Origin of the sequence: Jhaorihella thermophila (assembly GCF_900108275.1) — a bacterium.
Classification (GTDB): Bacteria; Pseudomonadota; Alphaproteobacteria; order Rhodobacterales; family Rhodobacteraceae; genus Jhaorihella; species Jhaorihella thermophila.
Window position 1 is genome coordinate 76,290 of the sequence record NZ_FNVD01000002.1, and the last position, 17,208, is coordinate 93,497.

Here is a 17,208-nt window from a genome sequence, read left to right on the forward strand (position 1 = left end):
GGTGCGGGATGGGCTTGTCAGGGGCCGAGATAGACGAAGGTCTTTTCCCGCGAGGTTTCGCCGCGCTTCAACTTCAGATACGACGGCGCCACGCCCATCGCGCTGGCCAAAAGCGCCAGAACCGCCGCGTTCGCCTTGCCGTTTTCGGGCACGACCGTGACCGTCGCCTTCAGCCGGTCGCCATCGCGCGTGAGGCTGTCGCGCGACGCCTTGGGGGTCACGCGCAGGGTGATTTCGGCGCCCGGCACCGCAAGATCGCTCAGATCGGGCAGGTTTCTGAACTTGGGTTTCGCCATGGCTCCATGATGCGTCAGATGGCGGCGGAGTTCCATGGACTTTCCGCCTCCGGCGGGGATATTTGGAGCAAGAGGAAAAGGGGGACAAGCCACCATGGCGACGGGGTTTTTCTGGGACGAGCGGTGTTTCTGGCATGCGGGGGGCAACTATGCCTTTACCCTGCCGATCGGGGGGCTGGTGCAGCCACTGGCGGCGGGCGGTCTGCCGGAAAACCCCGAGACCAAGCGGCGGTTGAAGAACCTGATGGACGTGACCGGGATCACCCGCGATCTGGACATGCGCGGGACGGATCCGGCCACGCGCGAGGATCTGGCGCGGGTGCATCCCGCCGCCTATCTGGATGAGTTCAAGCGGCTGAGCGATGCTGGTGGCGGAGAGCTGGGGCGGCGCACGCCCTTTGCCGCCGGAGGGTATGAGATCGCCGCGCTGTCGGCGGGGTTGGCCAAGGCGGCGGTCGAGGCGGTGGTGACGGGGGATCTGGAAAACGCCTATGCGTTGTCGCGCCCGCCGGGGCATCACTGTCTGCCGGATTTTCCCAACGGGTTCTGCCTGCTAGCCAATATCGCCATCGCACTCGAAGCCGCCCGCGCTCGGCACGGGGCGATGCGCGTCGCGGTGGTCGATTGGGACGTGCATCACGGCAACGGAACCGAGGCGATCTATTACGATCGCGACGACACGCTGACGATCTCGGTGCATCAGGAAGGCAACTATCCGCTGGATACGGGATATGTGACGGACCGGGGGCGGGGCGCGGGCGAAGGGTTCAACATGAACGTGCCCCTGCCCGCCGGCGCGGGCCACACCGCCTATCTGGCGGTGATGGACGAGATCATCCTGCCCGCCCTGACTCGTTTTCGCCCCGACCTGATCGTGGTGGCCTGCGGTTTCGACGCCGCGGCGGTGGATCCGCTGGCGCGCATGCTGGCCACGGCCGACACGTTCCGTCAGATGACCCTGCGGCTGAAAGCTGCGGCGCGGCGGCGGTGCGAAGGCCGGCTGGTGTTGGTGCACGAGGGCGGCTATTCCGAGGTTTACGTCCCCTTCTGCGGCCACGCCACGCTCGAGGCGCTGTCGGGCAGCGACGTGACCGCACCCGATCCGCTGGACGAAGCGTTGCGCGTGCGCCAGCCCTCGCCCCGTTTCGACGCGTTCCTGCGCGAAGTGGTGCGCGACTTTGCCTCGGAGCTTTTGCGCGACTGATCCCCTTGCAATCGCCGCCCATCCATCCGAGATAGGGACGGACAGATGTAAAAAGGCTTCACATATGCCCGACCGCAATCAGGCCGCCCTCGATTTCCTGCTGACTCGGCGTTCGCGCCCGGCCAAGACGCTGACAGCGCCGGGGCCATCGCGCGCCGAGCTCGAGCCAATCCTGACCGCCGCCCTTCGCAGCCCCGATCACGGCAAGCTGGAACCCTGGCGGCTGATCGTGATCGAAAAGCCGGCCATGCCCCGGCTGGCGGATCTCGCCGAGGAACGTGGTCGCTCGCTCGGCAAGGACGAACGCGACATCGAAAAGGGCCGCGGCCAGTTCGATCAGGGGGTGCTGATCGTCGCGGTAATCGAAAGCCCGGTGGATTCGGACAAGGTGCCCGCAATCGAGCAGACCTATTCCGCCGGCGCGGTGTGCCTGGCGCTGCTGAATACGGCGCTGGCCTCTGGCTGGGGGGCGAACTGGCTGACCGGCTGGATGGCCCATGACCCCGAGTTTTGTGAAAAGGGGCTGGGACTTGCCCCGCATGAACGCGTGGCGGGCTTCATTCACATCGGCACCGAAACCGTGGCCCCGCCCGAACGCCCGCGTCCCGATCTCGCCGCCAAGACATCGTGGCTCGACCAATGATCCTCCGCGCCTTCCTCCTCTCGCTGGGGCAGTTCGGCGATCCGCGCTTTCGCCGGGTGCTTTTCCTCGGTGTCGGCCTGACGGTCGGCCTGCTGGTGGCCGTCACGGTGGCCTTCGTCTGGCTGGTGGGCGTTCTGGTCGGCGATGCCGTCACCCTGCCGCTGATCGGCGAGGTGACCTGGCTGAACGACGCGCTGGGATATTCCTCGGTCGCGCTGATGCTGGCGCTGTCGGTTTTCCTGATGGTGCCGGTGGCCTCGGCGTTCATTTCGCTGTTCCTCGACGAAGTCGCGCAGGCCGTCGAGGACCGGCACTACCCCGGCCTTCCCCCGGCGCGCGCCGTTTCCATCCCCGAGGCCATCCGGGACGGCCTGGCCTTTCTGGGCGTGCTGATCGTGGCGAACCTTGCCGCTCTGATCCTCTACCTGATCTTCACGCCGCTGGCGCCCTTCATCTTCTGGGGGCTGAACGGCTATCTACTGGGCCGGGAATACTTCACGCTGGCCGCGATCCGCCGCTTGGGTGCCGAAGACGCGGCACGGCTCCGGGCGGAGAATGCACTCACCATCTGGATGGCTGGCACGCTGATGGCGGTGCCGCTGACCATTCCCCTGCTCAACCTTCTTGTGCCCATCCTCGGGGCGGCGACCTTTACCCATATCTACCACGCGCTCAGCAACCGCCGCTGAACGTCACCGGCGCAGACCTTCCGCGCCAGTTCCTTCATCTTGCCCCAAATACTCCGGGGGAGCGCGAGGGGGCAGCGCCCCCTCGCCCCGGTCGGATTGGCGACAGCCAATCCGAAACCACCAACGCGATACACAGCGTCACCGCGATGCTATTCGGCCGACAACCGCCCCCGAATGTCGATCGCCTCGACCGGGATCACGCCCGAAATGATGATCCCGGCCGTGATCGCCCACAACACAAAGGCCACGCCGGTCGTGATCCAGGCCTTCTTGCGCAGATTGTGCACTTCGGGCGCACCGGCATGCGTGCCCGGCACGATCTCGCCCACGTCACCCTGCGTCTGAAGCCGGATCGGAATCACGATCAGGAAGATCAGGAACCAGAAAACCGCGTAGAGCACGATGGCGGAAACGATGGACATGGGCGGCCCTCCCCGGCTCTGACGATCAGACCTGTTCCAGTTCGATCAGGCAGCCGTTGAAGTCCTTGGGATGCAGGAACAGCACCGGCTTGCCATGCGCGCCGATCTTCGGTTCGCCATTGCCCAGAACGCGGGCGCCGGTCGCCTTCAGGTGATCGCGCGCGGCGATGATGTCTTCGACCTCATAGCAGACGTGGTGAATCCCGCCCGAGGGATTCTTGTCCAGGAACCCCTTGATCGGGCTGTTCTCGCCCAGCGGATAGAGCAGTTCGATCTTGGTGTTCGGCAGCTCGATGAACACCACCGTCACGCCATGATCGGGTTCGTCCTGCGGATCGCCCACCTTGGCACCCAGCGCATCACGGTATTGCGTGGCGGCGGCCTCCAGGTCGGGAACCGCAATGGCAACGTGGTTTAGGCGTCCGATCATGGGAGTCTCCTGATGCATCCGGTTTGCCCGGTTTATGCGGCCTGCAACGGCAAAGGGCAAGTGGGCCACAGCGCCTCACCCGGCTTGAGCCTCGGGACCGCTACCGTCTAAGGTCGGCGGAACCGATTGGGGACAGACCATGGCGCGCCACGGCACTTTCAGAATTCGCCTTCCCTTGATCGCCCTGTTGGCGATTACGGCGTTCTTTGGCGGCTGCGCGCCCGATCTCGATGCCATCCGCAAGGATCCGTCCTTCACGTCCACCGACACCGGCGGCACCTGGCTGGCCCGCCGGGTCGAGGCGTTGGGCATCCCCCATGACGGGCGCGGCGGCTTCTACCTGCTGGACGATGGCGCCGAGGCGCTGGCGATACGCCTGGGGCTGGCCGAGCGCGCCCAGCGCACCATCGACGCGCAGTATTACCTTCTGCACGACGACGCGGCCGGGCATCTTTTCACCGAAAGCCTGCTGGAGGCTGCCGACCGCGGCGTGCGGGTGCGGCTTCTGATCGACGACATGGACACCGCGCAATACGACGCGATGATGGTGGCGCTGGACCGGCATCCCAATTTCGAGATCCGCCTTTTCAACCCGTTCTCTCGCGCGCTCAAGCTGGTGTCGTCGGCCTTCGACTTCCGGCGCGTGAACCGCCGGATGCACAACAAGTCGATGACCTTCGACAATGTCGTGACCATCGTCGGCGGCCGCAATATCGGCGACGAATATTTCGCCGCGCGCGAAGACAGCAATTACGACGACCTCGACGTGCTTGGCGCCGGTCCGGTGGCGCGGGACGTGTCCGAGAATTTTGACGAGTTCTGGAACAGCAGGTTCGCGGTTCCGGTCGCGGCCATCGTGCGCGACAAGGACAAGCAGCTCAGCTACGATGAGGCGCGGCGAATCCTGAAAAAGCTGGCAGAAGAGGCGCGCAAGGGCCCGTATGGCACCGCCCTGCAAGGTCGCTTCGCCCATCGCTTCGAACGCAGGGATTTCCGGCTGACCTGGGCCCCCTACAAGGTGGTATCGGACCCGCCGGAAAAGGCCGGCGGCCAGACCGATGACGGCCGGTCGATCCTCGCGGACGTCTTGGCGCCCTACATCCGGCAGGCCCGAAAGGAATTGATCGTCGTGTCGGCCTATTTCGTGCCGCGCCGTCGCGGGGTGCAGTATCTCACGGCGTTGGCGGATCGGGGCCTCAGGGTCGTCGTGCTGACCAATTCGCTTGAGTCCACCGACGTCGCCCCGGTGCATGCGCATTATTCCCACGCGCGAAGGGCACTGCTGGAGGGCGGCGTGGAGTTGTGGGAGCTGCGCCCCGACAAGGACCGACCCGACAGATCGCTGCTGAAGCTCGGCCAGTCGCAGTCCAGCCTGCACGCCAAGGCCTTCGTGATCGATCGCCGTTACATGTTCATCGGTTCCTTCAACTGGGATCCGCGCTCGGTCCGAATGAACGGCGAGATGGGGATTCTGATCGATTCGCCGGCCATGGCCGAACCGGCCGTCCGGCATTTCGAAGCGGGTCTTGCCGATGGCGCCTACAGGCTAAAGCTTGATGAAAACGGCCAGGTCACCTGACTGGAGAAACGGGATGCGCGAACCTGGGCGCGCCACAGGTCGGAACCCTTCACTTCGTTCTGGAACAAGGTCGTCAGCGGCTTCTATGGCCTCCTGCCGATCGGCGGCCAGCTCTGACCCTCGGGCGGGTCAGCCGCCGGCTTCGACCAACGGATAGGATGCCAGTTCTTCATGCACCGCGCCCTCGTGATGCAGGATCGACCGGAACAGACCGAAGGCGCGGACCGGGACCGGCGGCAGCGCGAAATTCCCGTGCGCCTCGATGAACCGCCCCAGCCGCGCCGCCCCGCCCCGGCTCAGCCCGCGCCCGAACCGGGCGATCGTCACATGGGGGCGATAGCGGGTCCGGTCCGGCTGAATCCCTGCCCGCCGGGCAGCCGAAAGAACCTGTTCGCGCAGGCCCAGAAGATCCGGCGCCGGATCGGCGACGACAAACAGCACCCTGGGCGTCCGGCCACCAAACACCCCCAAACCCGAAAGCCGAAGATCGAACCCCGGCGCGCGCAGGGCCTGCAACTCGGCATCAAGTGCTTCCAGCGCTTCCTCCGGCTGGTCGTCGAGAAACGCCAGCGTCAGATGCAGGTTGTCGCGCGGCACCGCGCGCCCCACCGGCAATCGGGCCTGCAGGCGGCGAATGTCGCGCACCGCCGCGTCGGGCAGACCGATGGCCAGAAAGGCGCGCATGCGCTCACAGCATCGACGGCACCACCTGATCGGGCGGACGGTGCCCGTCCTCGAAGGTCTTGATGTTGATGATGACCTTCTCGCCCATCTCGATCCGGCCCTCGACCGTGGCCGAACCCATGTGCGGCAACAGCACCACGTTGGGCAACTGGCGCAGGCGCGGGTTGACTTCGGTGCCGTGCTCATAGACGTCCAGCCCCGCGCCCGCGATCTCTCCGGCACGGATCATGCGGGTCAGCGCATTTTCGTCGATCACCTCGCCGCGCGAGGTATTCACGATGACCGCCGTGGGCTTCATCAGCTTCAACCGCCGCGCGTTCATCAGGTGAAATGTCGAGGGCGTCGAGGGGCAGTTGACCGAGATCACGTCCATCCGCGCCACCATCTGGTCGAGGCTCTCCCAATAGGTCGCCTCGAGCTCTTCCTCGATCTCGGGCCGCAGGCGATGGCGGTTGTGGTAATGGATCTGCATGCCAAAGGCCCGCGCCCGCCGCGCCACGGCCTGCCCGATCCGCCCCATGCCCAGGATACCCAGCCGCCGGCCGCCCAGACGCCCGCCCAAAAACGCAGTGGGTGACCAGCCGGCCCATTCGCCGCGCTGCATCACCGCCATGCCTTCGGGCAGGCGGCGCGTGACCGCGAGGATCAGCGCCATGGTCATGTCGGCGGTGTCATCGGTCAGAACGCCCGGCGTGTTCGAAACCAGGATCCCGCGCTGCCGCGCCGTCGCCACGTCGATGTGATCCACCCCGGCGCCGTAATTGGCGATCAGCTTCAGCCGATCGCCCACCTGGCCCAGCAGGCTGGCATCCAGCGTATCCGAAAGCGTCGGCACCAGCACGTCCGCCTCGCGCGTCGCCGCAATCAGCTCATCGCGGGTCATGGGCGTGTCGTCCTCGCGCAGCCTGACGTCGAACAGTTCGCTCAGCCGGGTTTCCACCACTTCGGGCAACCGTCGCGTAACGACAACACTCAATCGCTCTCTTGGCACCTGCGCTCTCCCAACACTTTTCAAATCAGCCCGTGCAGTGGCATCGTGGCGCAGGATCCCACGGGGCACAAGAACCCCATGCGCAAATGACGCAGGCAATTTCGAAACAACGATTCGATCGGGCAGGACATGACAGTTTCAGGGACAGTGAAACGCACGCTGGCCGCGGCGTGCGCGGCGGTTCTGACCATTTCCGGGGCGGCGGGGGCGGATGGCGCAAAGGTCGTACCCGCCGCCGCCGGACAGGCGCGCGGCCCGGTGACCAACCTGCCGCTGCCGCGCTTCGTTTCGCTCAAGACCGACAAGGGCAATGCGCGGCGCGGGCCCTCGCTGACGCATCGCATCGACTGGGTGTTCACCCGTCGCGGCATGCCGCTGCAGGTGACCGCCGAATACGGCCATTGGCGCCGGGTGCGTGACCGCGACGGACAGGGCGGCTGGGTGCATTACGCGCTGCTTTCGGGGGTGCGCACGGTTCTGGTCGAACAGGACATGCTGACCGCGCATGCGCTTCCGAACCCGCAATCGCCGGCAGTGGCCGCCTTCGAGCTTGGCGTCGTGGCGCGCTTGGGCGACTGCATCCCCGACTGGTGCGAGATCTCCGCCGGCGGCCACGAAGGCTGGGTGCCCAAGACGGCACTGTGGGGTGTCGCACCCGACGAAATCAGGGACTGACCGGCCATTGCATCGCCCGCTTCCCCGGCGCTATTTCTGAACCGCAACAGCAACGGGCCCGGGCTACATGACAGGTTCTCTCACCACGATCGGCTTCGACGCGGACGACACGCTCTGGCACAACGAACGCTTCTTTCGCGGCACGCAGGAACGGTTCGCGGGCCTCTTGCGCGACTATACCGAGCCGGATCACCTGCTCGAACGGCTGCTTGACGCCGAACGCCGCAACGTCGGCCGCTACGGCTACGGGGTCAAGGGGTTCACCCTGTCGATGATCGAAACCGCGATCGAAGTCACCGAGGAACAGGTGCCTGCGCGCGTGATCCGGCAGCTGATCGAGGCGGGGCAGGACATGCTGGCCCATCCGATCGAGCTATTGCCGCACGCCCGCGATGCGGTCGAGGCGCTCGCCGGCGACTTCCGCATCCTGCTCATCACCAAGGGCGAGCTGCTCGACCAGGAACGCAAACTGGCCGCCTCGGGATTGGGAGATCTGTTCGACGCGGTGGAAATCGTCTCCGAAAAGACCCCGGACGTCTACGCCCGCATCTTCGCCGGCCATGGCGAAGGGCCCGAACGGTCCATGATGGTGGGCAATTCGATGAAATCCGACGTCCTTCCGGCGCTGCAGGCGGGCGGTTGGGGCGTCTATGTTCCACACGGCCTGACATGGGAACTGGAACACGCCGAGGAACCGCTCGGCGCCCCCCGGTATCGCAGCCTGCCCCATCTCGGCGACTTGCCCGATCTCGTGGCCGCGATCGCCTGATCCCGCCTCCCCGCCCCGCACCGCCCATCCCCTTCATCTTGCCCGAAAATACTCCGGGGAGCGCGAGGGGCAGCGCCCCTCGCACCTGTGCTCCGCCCCCGGCGCAACGGGCAACGCCCCGCGCACCGGTCGGACGCGCCGCGCCGGTCCGAAACCGCCGCACCGGACACCTGCACGCCGCTCAACGCGGCAGCCGCATCAGCACCCGCAACCCGCCCTCGGCGCGGTTCTCCAGCGTGATGCTGCCCCCTTGCGCGGTCAGGATGCTGCGGGCGATGGACAGGCCCAGCCCCGTCCCGCCGGTTTCGCGCGACCGCGACCGCTCCAGCCGCACGAACGGCTCGAACACCCGCGACAGTTCCGCCTCGGGAATGCCGGGGCCGTCATCCTCGACCACCACCACGCCGTCGGCGCGCACCGCCACCCGGGCCCGCCCACCATAGCGCACGGCATTGCCGATCACGTTGCGAAGGGCGCGACGCGTGGCGGCCGGGCGCAGACGCGCCGAAACTGCCCCCTCGGGGGCAATGAACGTCACCTCTTCGCCCGCCTCCGCCATCTCGGCGCACAGCGCGCCCACATAGTCGCCCAGATCCACCGTCTCGGCCGGTTCGCTTTCCGCCATGCCGCGGGCAAAGGACAGCGTCGCCTCCACCATCTGCTGCATCTCTTCGATCGAGGCCACCAGCCGTTCGCGCGTCTCATCGTCATCCACCATCTCTGCCCGCACACGCAGCGCCGTCAGCGGCGAACGCAGATCATGCCCCAGCGCGGCCAGAAGCTGCGTGCGGTCATCGACGAACCGCCGGATCCGATCCTGCATCTCGTTGAAGGCCCGCGTCAGTCGCTGCAACTCTTCGGGCCCTCCCACCGGCACCGGGGCCACGGGCTCCCCCCGACCGAACCGGGTGGCCGCATCCGCCAGCGCCCTGAGCGGCCCCGTCAGCCGCCCCAACGCCACCCAGACCGCCAGGGCGATCACCACCGCGCTGACGACAAAGGTCATTACCGCCGGAAAGGCCCATTGCACGGGCGGTCTGTGAAACCGCGTCTCGACATTCAGCCAGTTCCCCGACGCCACCCGGATCGACACCTCCATCCGCACCGCTGCCACCCTCGTCGTGCCCATCATCGCCCGGTGCATGCGGCGCATCTCGTCCGATACCTGCGGCGCCCAACGGTGATCCCGGTCGCGCAGGCGCACCCGCTCATGCACCTCGACGCGCACGTCCGGCCCCGGCTTGCGGCCAAGATAGCGCGCCAGCCGCGCGGCAAGGAACGGGTTCGCATGTTCGGGATGATCCACCGCGGGTTCGTCGTCCAGCGAAAACCTAACCAGGGGCGAATTGGCCGCCGCAAGGATCACCGGGGCCTGCTCGGGCGGAGATTCGTCCAGCAGCTGCGCGACGTTGGCCGCCCGCGCCGCCGCCTCCTGCGCCAGCGCGGTCTGCACGGCCAGGCTGCGCTCGCCGGCAAAGAACCACAGGATCAACAACTGAGCGACCCCCAGCGCGGCCAGAATCACCAGCAGCAACCGGCCGCGCAGGGATCGTGGCGCCAGCCTCATTCCATCACCTCGACATCGCAGGCCAGGCAATAGCCGCCGCCGCGCACCGTCGTTATCAGTTCCGGCGCCGAGGGATCACGTTCGATCTTGCGGCGCAGACGGCTGACCTGGTTGTCGATGGTGCGGTCAAAGACATGCGCCTCGCGCCCCGAGGTCAGGTCAAGCAGCTGATCGCGGCTCAGCACGAAGCGAGGGCGTTCCAGCAAAACCGTCAGCAGTTTGAACTCGGCCGTGGTCAGGCGCACCTCGCGCCCCTTGTCATCGGTCAGCAGCCGCCGGTCGCTGTCCAGCACCCAGCGGTCAAAGCGGTAACGGTGGCCTTCGATCCGCTCGGCCCCGGGCCCGCGTGCGGCCCGGCGCAGGATCGCCTTGATCCGCGCCAGCAATTCGCGCGGGTTGAACGGCTTGGGCAGATAGTCGTCGGCCCCGATCTCGAGCCCCACGATGCGGTCGGTGTCCTCGCCCAGCGCGGTCAGCATCAGGATCGGCGCCACGCCCTGCGCCGAAAGCCTGCGACAGACCGACAACCCGTCCTCGCCCGGCATCATCACGTCCAAAACGATCAGGTCGAACCGCCCGGCCTTCAGTTTTGCGTCCATGTCCTCGGCATCGCGGGCGGTGGTGGCGCGATAGCCGTTGCGCTCCAGATAACGGCTGACGGCATCGCGGATCTCGCGGTGATCATCGACGATCAGGATATGGGGGCGGTCGCTCATGCCCCCATATCTAGCGACTTCCCGCCACGGGCGGCACCCGTTCGGCCGGGGTTTTTGTCACGGAATGTATCAACCGCGTCCCTTGCGACAAACCGATACCAAATACGACCAGACCCGGGGTAGTCCCGTTACGGAAATGCCCCAGATCGGGGGTGTCACAAGCGGAACGCTCCGCATCAACCTCAAGGAGGCAAGACATGACACGCAAGAGTTTCTACGCACTGACGCTCGCCACCACCACGGCCATCGTCGCCGGCCTGACCGTTCCGGCGGTCGCCCATGACTGGGGCGGAAAGGGCAAGGATGGTCCCCGTCACGAACGGATGATGGGCGAAGGGCACGGCATGATGGGCCGCATGATGATGCGTCACGGAATGATGGGCGGCATGATGCACCAGATGATGCAGCAGTTCGATGCCAACGATGACGGCGAGGTGACGCCCGACGAGCTGCGCGCCGGCCTGACCGCCAAGCTCAAGGAATTCGACGCCGACGGCAACGGCACGCTGTCGCTGGACGAATTCGAGGCGCTCCACACCGCCATGATGCGCGAACACACGGTGGACAAGTTCCAGTTCCTCGATGACGATGGAGATGGACAGGTCACCGCAGAGGAGATCGCCAAACCCGCCAGGATGATGGAACAACGCCAGAAGATGCGCGAGAAGTGGCGGGAAAACCACCCGCGCCGCGGCGGTATGGGCCGGATGATGCAGGGCGACGACAACAACTGACACCGGGGACGGGCGCGGGCGATACCGCGCCCTTTCCTTTTTGAACGGAGGAAACGATGATGGGTTACGGCATGGGCGGCATGGGGCTGTTCGGCGGGCTTTTCGGGCTGCTGGTCTTCATTTTTCTGGTGCTCGCCATAGCTGCCCTGATAAAGTATCTCAAATCCTGAATATGGAGGGAGACGGACATGTCCTATACCATCGATCGGCTGATTGCCTCGGGCGACATGGCCGAGATCGAAGAGCGCGTGCGCAAGGCGCTGACCAGCCACGGGTTCGGCGTGCTGACGGAAATCGACGTCAAGGCGACGATGAAGAAGAAAATCGACAAGGACATGCCCGGCTACAAGATTCTGGGCGCATGCAATCCGAACATGGCCTGGCAGGCGATCGGCATTGAACCGCGTGTCGGCGCGATGCTGCCCTGCAACGTGATCCTGCGCGAGGTGGACGGCGGGATCGAGGTCAGCGCAATCGACCCCGAGGCCTCGATGGCCGCGATCGACAACCCGCGGCTCAAGGAAGTCGCAGGCCAGGTGCGCGACATGCTCGAGGACGTGATCGCCGAGATCTGAGCCGCGCTCACCCGACCTTGCCGCCGCTCAGCCCAGAATGCCCGGCAGGCGCAGCCCGTGTTCGCGGGCGCAGGCGATGGCGTCTTCATACCCGGCATCGGCATGGCGCCACACGCCCGACGCGGGGTCGTTCCACAGCACCCGCTCCAACCGCCGCGCGGCCTCGGGCGTGCCGTCGGCTACGATCACCATGCCGGCGTGCAGGGAAAAGCCCATCCCAACCCCGCCGCCGTGATGCAGCGACACCCATGTCGCGCCGCTGGCGGTGTTGACCAGCGCGTTCAGCAGCGGCCAGTCGCTGACCGCGTCGGATCCGTCCTTCATCGCCTCGGTTTCCCGGTTGGGGCTGGCCACCGAGCCGGAATCGAGATGGTCCCGCCCGATCACCACCGGCGCCTTCAGCTCGCCCCGCGCCACCATTTCGTTGAACATCAGCCCCGCCTTGTGCCGCTCGCCCAGCCCGATCCAGCAGATCCGCGCGGGCAGCCCCTGAAAGGCGATCCGCTCGCGCGCCATGTCCAGCCAGCGGTGCAGATGCGCGTTTTCGGGGAACAGCTCCTTCATAACAGCATCAGTGCGATAGATGTCCTCGGGGTCGCCCGACAGGGCGCACCAGCGGAACGGGCCGATGCCCCGACAGAACAGCGGGCGGATATAGGCCGGCACGAAACCGGGAAAGCCAAAGGCGTTTTCCAGCCCTTCCTCCAGCGCCACCTGCCGGATGTTGTTGCCATAGTCCAGCGTCGGCACGCCGGCGTTCCAGAACGCCACCATCGCTGCGACGTGGTCCTTCATCGAGGCGCGTGCCGCCGCCTCGACGGCCGCCGGATCGGTTTCTTGCCGGGTCCGCCATTCGGCAAGGCTCCAGCCCTTGGGCAGGTAGCCATGCACCGGGTCATGGGCGCTGGTCTGGTCGGTGACGATGTCGGGGCGCGGGCCGCCCGCCTGCATCCGGCGCACGAGTTCGGGTAAGATCTCGGCGGCGTTGCCGATCAGGCCCACCGATTTCGCCTCTCCCGCCCGCGTCCAGCGGTCGATCATCGCCAGCGCTTCGTCCAGATCGCGGGTCTTTTCGTCCAGATAGCTGGTGCGGATGCGGAAATCGGCGCGCGCCTCGTCGCATTCCACCGCCAGACAGCACGCCCCGGCCATCACCGCCGCCAGCGGCTGCGCCCCACCCATGCCGCCCAGTCCGGCGGTCAGGATCCAGCGCCCGCGCAGATCGCCGCCGTAGTGCTGGCGTCCGGCCTCGGCAAAGGTTTCATAGGTGCCCTGCACGATGCCCTGCGTGCCGATGTAGATCCACGACCCGGCGGTCATCTGGCCATACATCATCAGCCCCTTGCGGTCGAGTTCGTTGAAATGCTTCCAGGTGGCCCAATGCGGCACGAGGTTGGAATTGGCGATCAGCACCCGCGGCGCGTCCGGGTGGGTGCGCACGATGGCGACCGGCTTGCCCGACTGCACGACGAGCGTTTCATCCGCCTCCAGATCCTTGAGGCTGGCGACGATCCGGTCGAAGTCCTCCCATGTGCGCGCGGCGCGGCCGATACCGCCATAGACCACCAGCTCATGCGGGTTCTCGGCCACGTCGGGGTGCAGGTTGTTCATCAGCATCCGCATCGGCGCCTCGGTCAGCCAGGACTTGGCGGTGATTTCGGGGCCGGTGGGGGGATAGACGTCGCGCAGGTTGTGACGGGGGTCGGTCATGTCGTGTCTCCCAAGGACAAGGCGATTTCTTCGATCCGTTGCAGCAGTGCGCCCAGCACGACGCGCAGCCGCGCGGCGCGGGCCGGGTCATAGGCAAAGGGCGGCGCTTCGGCGGTCAGATGGGTGCGCTGCGCGAGCTCCATCTGAATCGCGTGCCAGCCCTCGTTCGGCCGGCCATAGTGCCGCGTGGTCCAGCCGCCCCGGAAACGTCCGTTCACCACGGTTGCGTAACCTTCGGCGGCGGTGCAGATCTCGCGCGCGGCGGTTTCGAACTCGGGCGCACAGGTGGCGCCGCCATTCGTGCCGATGTTGAAATCCGGCAGGCGACCGTCGAACAGGAACGGAATTTCCGACCGGATCGAGTGGCAATCGTAGAGCACCGCAACGCCGTGGCGAGCGTGAACCCGCTTCATCTCGGCCTCCAGCGCGGCGTGATAGGAGGTGTGAAAGGCCTGCCGCCGGGTCTTGATCTCCTCGGCATCCGGGGGCGCGTCCCAGATCGGGCGCCCGTCAAAATCGGTCAGCGGCACCAGCCCGGTCGTGTTCTGCCCCGGATAGAGCGTTTCGCCCGACGGCGGGCGATTGGCGTCGATCACATAGCGGTGGAAGGTTGCCCGCACCACGGAGGCGCCGGGCAGGAGCCCGTCATAGAGCCGGTCCACATGCCAGTCGGTATCCGCCAGCCGCCGCCCCCGGTCGTTGAGCCGCGCGGCGATGTCGTCCGGCAGCCAGGTGCCCGAATGCGGCAGACCCAGCACCAGGGGGCCGTCGCCGCGGACCACCTCGACCGGCGTCATGCGCCCAGTCCCGGCAGGTCGAACCCCTCGGCCAGCCTGCCCTCTCGCACCAACCCGGCAGCGGCGTCCAGATCTGGGGCAAGGTATCGGTCCTGTTCGAGCGCCGGGACGACGGCGCGGATGCGGGCCAGAACCTCTTGCAGCGCGGGGCTCGTCCGCAGCGGCGCGCGGAACTCGATCCCCGCCGCTGCGGCCAGCGCCTCTATCCCGAGGATCACCGCGAGGTTCCGGTTCATCCGTTTCAGCCGCCGCGCGCCGTGGGCGGCCATGCTGACGTGGTCCTCCTGGTTGGCCGAGGTCGGCGTGGAATCGATCGTGCAGGGATTGGCGAGATGCTTGTTCTCGCTCATCAGCGCCGCGCTGGTCACCTCGGCGATCATCAGGCCAGAGTTCAGCCCCGGCTGCGGCGTCAGGAACGGCGGAAGATCGTGGCTGAGCGTGGGATCAACCATCAGCGCCACCCGCCGCTGGGCGATGGCGCCGATCTCGGCGATGGCCAGCGCGATCTGGTCGGCGGCAAAGCCCACCGGCTCGGCATGGAAATTGCCGCCCGAAAGGATGCGCCCCTGATCGGTCAGCACCAGCGGGTTGTCGGTAACGGCGTTGGCCTCGGTTTCCAGCGTGCGCGCGGCAAAGCGCAACAGGTCCAGCGCCGCGCCCATCACCTGCGGCTGGCAGCGGATGCAATAGGGGTCCTGCACGCGGGTGTCGCCGTCGCGGTGGCTTTCGCGAATCTCGGACCCCGCCAGGAGCGCCGCCTGCGCGGCGGCAAAGTCGATCTGGCCCCGATGCCCGCGCAGCAGGTGGATTTCCGGGTTCAGCGGCGCGGTCGAGCCCATGATTGCGTCAGTGGACAGCGCGCCGGTCACGGTGGCGGCGCCGAGATTGCCATGCGCCCCCCACAGCCCCGCCAGCGCGCAGGCGGTGGAAAATTGCGTGCCGTTGATGAGCGCGAGCCCCTCTTTCGGCCCCAGCGTGATCGGCGCCAGCCCGGCCCGCAACAGCGCCTCGCCGCCCGGCAGGGTGTCACCGTCGAACACGGCCCGCCCTTCGCCCATCATCACCGCCGCCATATGCGCAAGCGGGGCCAGGTCGCCGGACGCGCCGACCGATCCCTGATCGGGGATCACCGGCAGCACCCCCCGGTTCAACATGTCCTCGATCAGTTCCACGGTCGCCCATTCCGTGCCGCTGCCCCCCCGCCCCAGCGACAAGAGCTTCAGCGCCATCATCAGCCGGGTCGTCGGAGCGTCCAGCGGATCACCCACACCGCAGCAATGGCTGAGGATCAGGTTGCGTTGCAGCGCCATGGTATCGCCCGCCGCGATCTTGACGCTCGCCAGCTTGCCGAAACCGGTGTTGATCCCATAGACCGCCACGTCACCCTCGGCGGCGCGGCGCACCTGCGCGGCGGCGGCCTCTATCGCCGGGCGGGCGGCGCGGTCCAGCACGACCGGTCCGCCGTGGCGCCAGAGGCGTTCGAGATCCTCCAGCGTTGTCGCGCCGGGGCGCAGGGTGACAAGGGTGGTCATTTAGCGCCTCCGAAGAAACGGGCATGAAGCGGGTTGACGCCGATGCGATAGCTCAGCTCGGCCGGATGCTCGGCGTCCCATACCGCAAGATCGGCCCGCAGCCCCGGCGCGATGCGGCCCGTATCCTCCAGCCCCAGCGCGCGGGCGGCGTGACAGGTGACGCCGGCCAGCGCCTCGGCGGGCGTCAGGCGAAACAGGGTGCAGCCCATGTTCATCGCCAATAGCAGCGAATTCATCGGCGACGATCCGGGGTTCAGATCGGTCGCCAGCGCCATCGGCACGCCGCGGGCGCGGAAGGCGTCGATCGGCGGAAGGCGCGTTTCCCGAAGGGTGTAGAACGCGCCGGGCAGCAGCACCGCCACCGTGCCGGCCCAGGCCATGCGTGCCGTGTCATCTTCGGTCGCATGTTCCAGATGATCCGCCGACAGCGCGCCGTATTCGGCCGCCAACGCCGCGCCGCCCTGATGCGACAGCTGCTCGGCATGAAGCTTGACAGGCAGCCCCAGTTCGCGCGCGGCTTCGAACACGCGGCGGATCTGGTCGGTGGAAAAGGCGATGGTTTCGCAGAACCCGTCCACCGCGTCCACCAGCCCCTGCGCATGGGCCGCGCGCAGAGCGGGCAGGCAAACCTCGTCGATATAGGCGTCCGCACGTCCATCATATTCGGCCGGGATCGCGTGCGCGCCCAGAAACGACGTGCGCACCCGGACCGGCCGCGCGCGGCCGATCCGGCGGGCAACGCGCAGCATGGCCAGTTCGGTGTCGCGGTCCAGCCCATAGCCGGACTTGATCTCGATGACCGACACGCCCTCGGCGATCAGCGCATCGACCCGGGGCAGCGCTGTGGCGAACAGGGCCTCTTCGCCCGCGGCCCGGGTTGCCGCCACGGTCGAGCGGATGCCGCCACCGGCGCGGGCGATTTCTTCGTAGCTCGCCCCCTCCAGCCGCATCTCGAACTCGCGTGCCCGGTTGCCGCCATGCACCAGATGCGTGTGGCAGTCGATTAGCGCCGGCGTCACGAGACGCCCGCCCAAGTCCACCTCCTCCCCGGTGCGAAGTTCGTCGGGGATGTCCCTTTGCGGCCCGACCCAGAGGATGCGACCGTCCCCCACCGCCACCGCGCCGCCGGGGATCAGGCCGTAAGGCGCCGCTCCGGTCATGGTCGCCAGCATTGCATTGCCCAGAATCATGTGCC

19 protein-coding genes are annotated in these 17,208 nt (G+C 67.1%); 8 read left to right on the forward strand and 11 right to left on the reverse strand.

Going from position 1 to position 17,208, the window contains the following annotated elements; genetic code table 11:
• Window positions 1–17 precede the first annotated feature (17 nt).
• Window positions 18–296 (reverse strand): DUF167 domain-containing protein, encoded by a 279-nt coding sequence (locus C4S70_RS03645; RefSeq protein WP_104006965.1) that lies wholly within the window; start codon window positions 294–296, stop codon window positions 18–20.
• A gap of 94 nt (window positions 297–390) precedes the next feature.
• Here C4S70_RS03645 and C4S70_RS03650 point away from each other — a divergent pair, with 94 nt between their 5' ends.
• From C4S70_RS03650 to C4S70_RS03660, 3 genes are all read left to right on the forward strand, one after another.
• A complete protein-coding gene (locus C4S70_RS03650; RefSeq protein ID WP_104006759.1) occupies window positions 391–1,500 on the forward strand; it encodes a class II histone deacetylase in 1,110 nt (369 codons plus the stop codon).
• Window positions 1,501–1,564: 64 nt separating this feature from the next.
• Complete coding sequence (locus C4S70_RS03655) at window positions 1,565–2,143, forward strand: nitroreductase family protein (protein WP_104006760.1); 579 nt, start codon at window positions 1,565–1,567, stop codon at window positions 2,141–2,143.
• Window positions 2,140–2,832, forward strand: coding sequence for an EI24 domain-containing protein (locus C4S70_RS03660; RefSeq protein ID WP_104006761.1), 693 nt, complete (start codon window positions 2,140–2,142; stop codon window positions 2,830–2,832). Before C4S70_RS03655 ends, C4S70_RS03660 begins: the two co-directional genes overlap by 4 nt.
• A 149-nt stretch (window positions 2,833–2,981) precedes the next feature.
• Here the strand turns inward: C4S70_RS03660 and C4S70_RS03665 are convergent, their stop codons facing one another.
• Complete coding sequence (locus tag C4S70_RS03665) at window positions 2,982–3,254, reverse strand: DUF1467 family protein (RefSeq protein WP_104006762.1); 273 nt, start codon at window positions 3,252–3,254, stop codon at window positions 2,982–2,984.
• A gap of 25 nt (window positions 3,255–3,279) precedes the next feature.
• On the reverse strand, window positions 3,280–3,684 hold the full coding sequence (mce, locus tag C4S70_RS03670) for a methylmalonyl-CoA epimerase (protein ID WP_104006966.1): 405 nt from the start codon (window positions 3,682–3,684) through the stop codon (window positions 3,280–3,282).
• A gap of 175 nt (window positions 3,685–3,859) precedes the next feature.
• Here mce and C4S70_RS03675 point away from each other — a divergent pair, with 175 nt between their 5' ends.
• Window positions 3,860–5,263 (forward strand): phospholipase D family protein, encoded by a 1,404-nt coding sequence (locus C4S70_RS03675; protein ID WP_160114839.1) that lies wholly within the window; start codon window positions 3,860–3,862, stop codon window positions 5,261–5,263.
• Between the two features lie 129 nt (window positions 5,264–5,392).
• On the opposite strand, the gene thpR is transcribed toward C4S70_RS03675, so the two are convergent.
• Together thpR and C4S70_RS03685 are read right to left on the reverse strand one after the other, a co-directional pair.
• The gene (gene thpR / locus C4S70_RS03680; RefSeq protein WP_104006764.1) at window positions 5,393–5,947 is read right to left on the reverse strand and encodes an RNA 2',3'-cyclic phosphodiesterase; all 555 of its coding nucleotides are present in this window, start codon (window positions 5,945–5,947) and stop codon (window positions 5,393–5,395) included.
• Window positions 5,948–5,951: 4 nt separating this feature from the next.
• Window positions 5,952–6,938 carry a 2-hydroxyacid dehydrogenase gene (locus C4S70_RS03685; RefSeq protein WP_104006765.1) on the reverse strand — a complete coding sequence of 329 codons (987 nt, stop codon included), beginning with the start codon at window positions 6,936–6,938 and terminating at the stop codon, window positions 5,952–5,954.
• Between the two features lie 129 nt (window positions 6,939–7,067).
• Between C4S70_RS03685 and C4S70_RS03690 the strand changes: the two genes are divergently transcribed.
• Both C4S70_RS03690 and C4S70_RS03695 read left to right on the forward strand, forming a co-directional pair.
• Window positions 7,068–7,613, forward strand: coding sequence for an SH3 domain-containing protein (locus C4S70_RS03690; protein WP_104006766.1), 546 nt, complete (start codon window positions 7,068–7,070; stop codon window positions 7,611–7,613).
• 67 nt (window positions 7,614–7,680) lie between these two features.
• Window positions 7,681–8,382: an HAD family hydrolase gene (locus C4S70_RS03695; RefSeq protein WP_104006767.1), complete on the forward strand. Its 702-nt coding sequence runs from the start codon at window positions 7,681–7,683 to the stop codon at window positions 8,380–8,382.
• A gap of 181 nt (window positions 8,383–8,563) precedes the next feature.
• On the opposite strand, the gene C4S70_RS03700 is transcribed toward C4S70_RS03695, so the two are convergent.
• Both C4S70_RS03700 and C4S70_RS03705 read right to left on the reverse strand, forming a co-directional pair.
• Window positions 8,564–9,949 (reverse strand): ATP-binding protein, encoded by a 1,386-nt coding sequence (locus C4S70_RS03700; RefSeq protein WP_104006768.1) that lies wholly within the window; start codon window positions 9,947–9,949, stop codon window positions 8,564–8,566.
• Window positions 9,946–10,665 carry a response regulator gene (locus tag C4S70_RS03705; RefSeq protein WP_104006769.1) on the reverse strand — a complete coding sequence of 240 codons (720 nt, stop codon included), beginning with the start codon at window positions 10,663–10,665 and terminating at the stop codon, window positions 9,946–9,948. The genes C4S70_RS03700 and C4S70_RS03705 overlap by 4 nt, the downstream gene beginning before the upstream one ends.
• A 197-nt stretch (window positions 10,666–10,862) precedes the next feature.
• Between C4S70_RS03705 and C4S70_RS03710 the strand changes: the two genes are divergently transcribed.
• Window positions 10,863–11,399: an EF-hand domain-containing protein gene (locus tag C4S70_RS03710; protein WP_235003684.1), complete on the forward strand. Its 537-nt coding sequence runs from the start codon at window positions 10,863–10,865 to the stop codon at window positions 11,397–11,399.
• A 188-nt stretch (window positions 11,400–11,587) separates the two neighbouring features.
• Window positions 11,588–11,974 (forward strand): DUF302 domain-containing protein, encoded by a 387-nt coding sequence (locus C4S70_RS03715; protein WP_104006770.1) that lies wholly within the window; start codon window positions 11,588–11,590, stop codon window positions 11,972–11,974.
• Between the two features lie 27 nt (window positions 11,975–12,001).
• On the opposite strand, the gene hutU is transcribed toward C4S70_RS03715, so the two are convergent.
• The 4 genes from hutU to hutI are packed head-to-tail and all read right to left on the reverse strand — an operon-like array spanning window position 12,002 to window position 17,203.
• Entirely contained in the window at window positions 12,002–13,684 is a 1,683-nt protein-coding gene (hutU, locus tag C4S70_RS03720) for a urocanate hydratase (RefSeq protein ID WP_104006771.1), read from the reverse strand.
• A complete protein-coding gene (gene hutG, locus C4S70_RS03725; protein ID WP_104006772.1) occupies window positions 13,681–14,481 on the reverse strand; it encodes an N-formylglutamate deformylase in 801 nt (266 codons plus the stop codon). The genes hutU and hutG overlap by 4 nt, the downstream gene beginning before the upstream one ends.
• A complete protein-coding gene (gene hutH / locus C4S70_RS03730; protein WP_104006773.1) occupies window positions 14,478–16,013 on the reverse strand; it encodes a histidine ammonia-lyase in 1,536 nt (511 codons plus the stop codon). Before hutH ends, hutG begins: the two co-directional genes overlap by 4 nt.
• A complete protein-coding gene (gene hutI, locus C4S70_RS03735; RefSeq protein ID WP_104006774.1) occupies window positions 16,010–17,203 on the reverse strand; it encodes an imidazolonepropionase in 1,194 nt (397 codons plus the stop codon). The genes hutH and hutI overlap by 4 nt, the downstream gene beginning before the upstream one ends.
• Window positions 17,204–17,208: the final 5 nt, after the last annotated feature.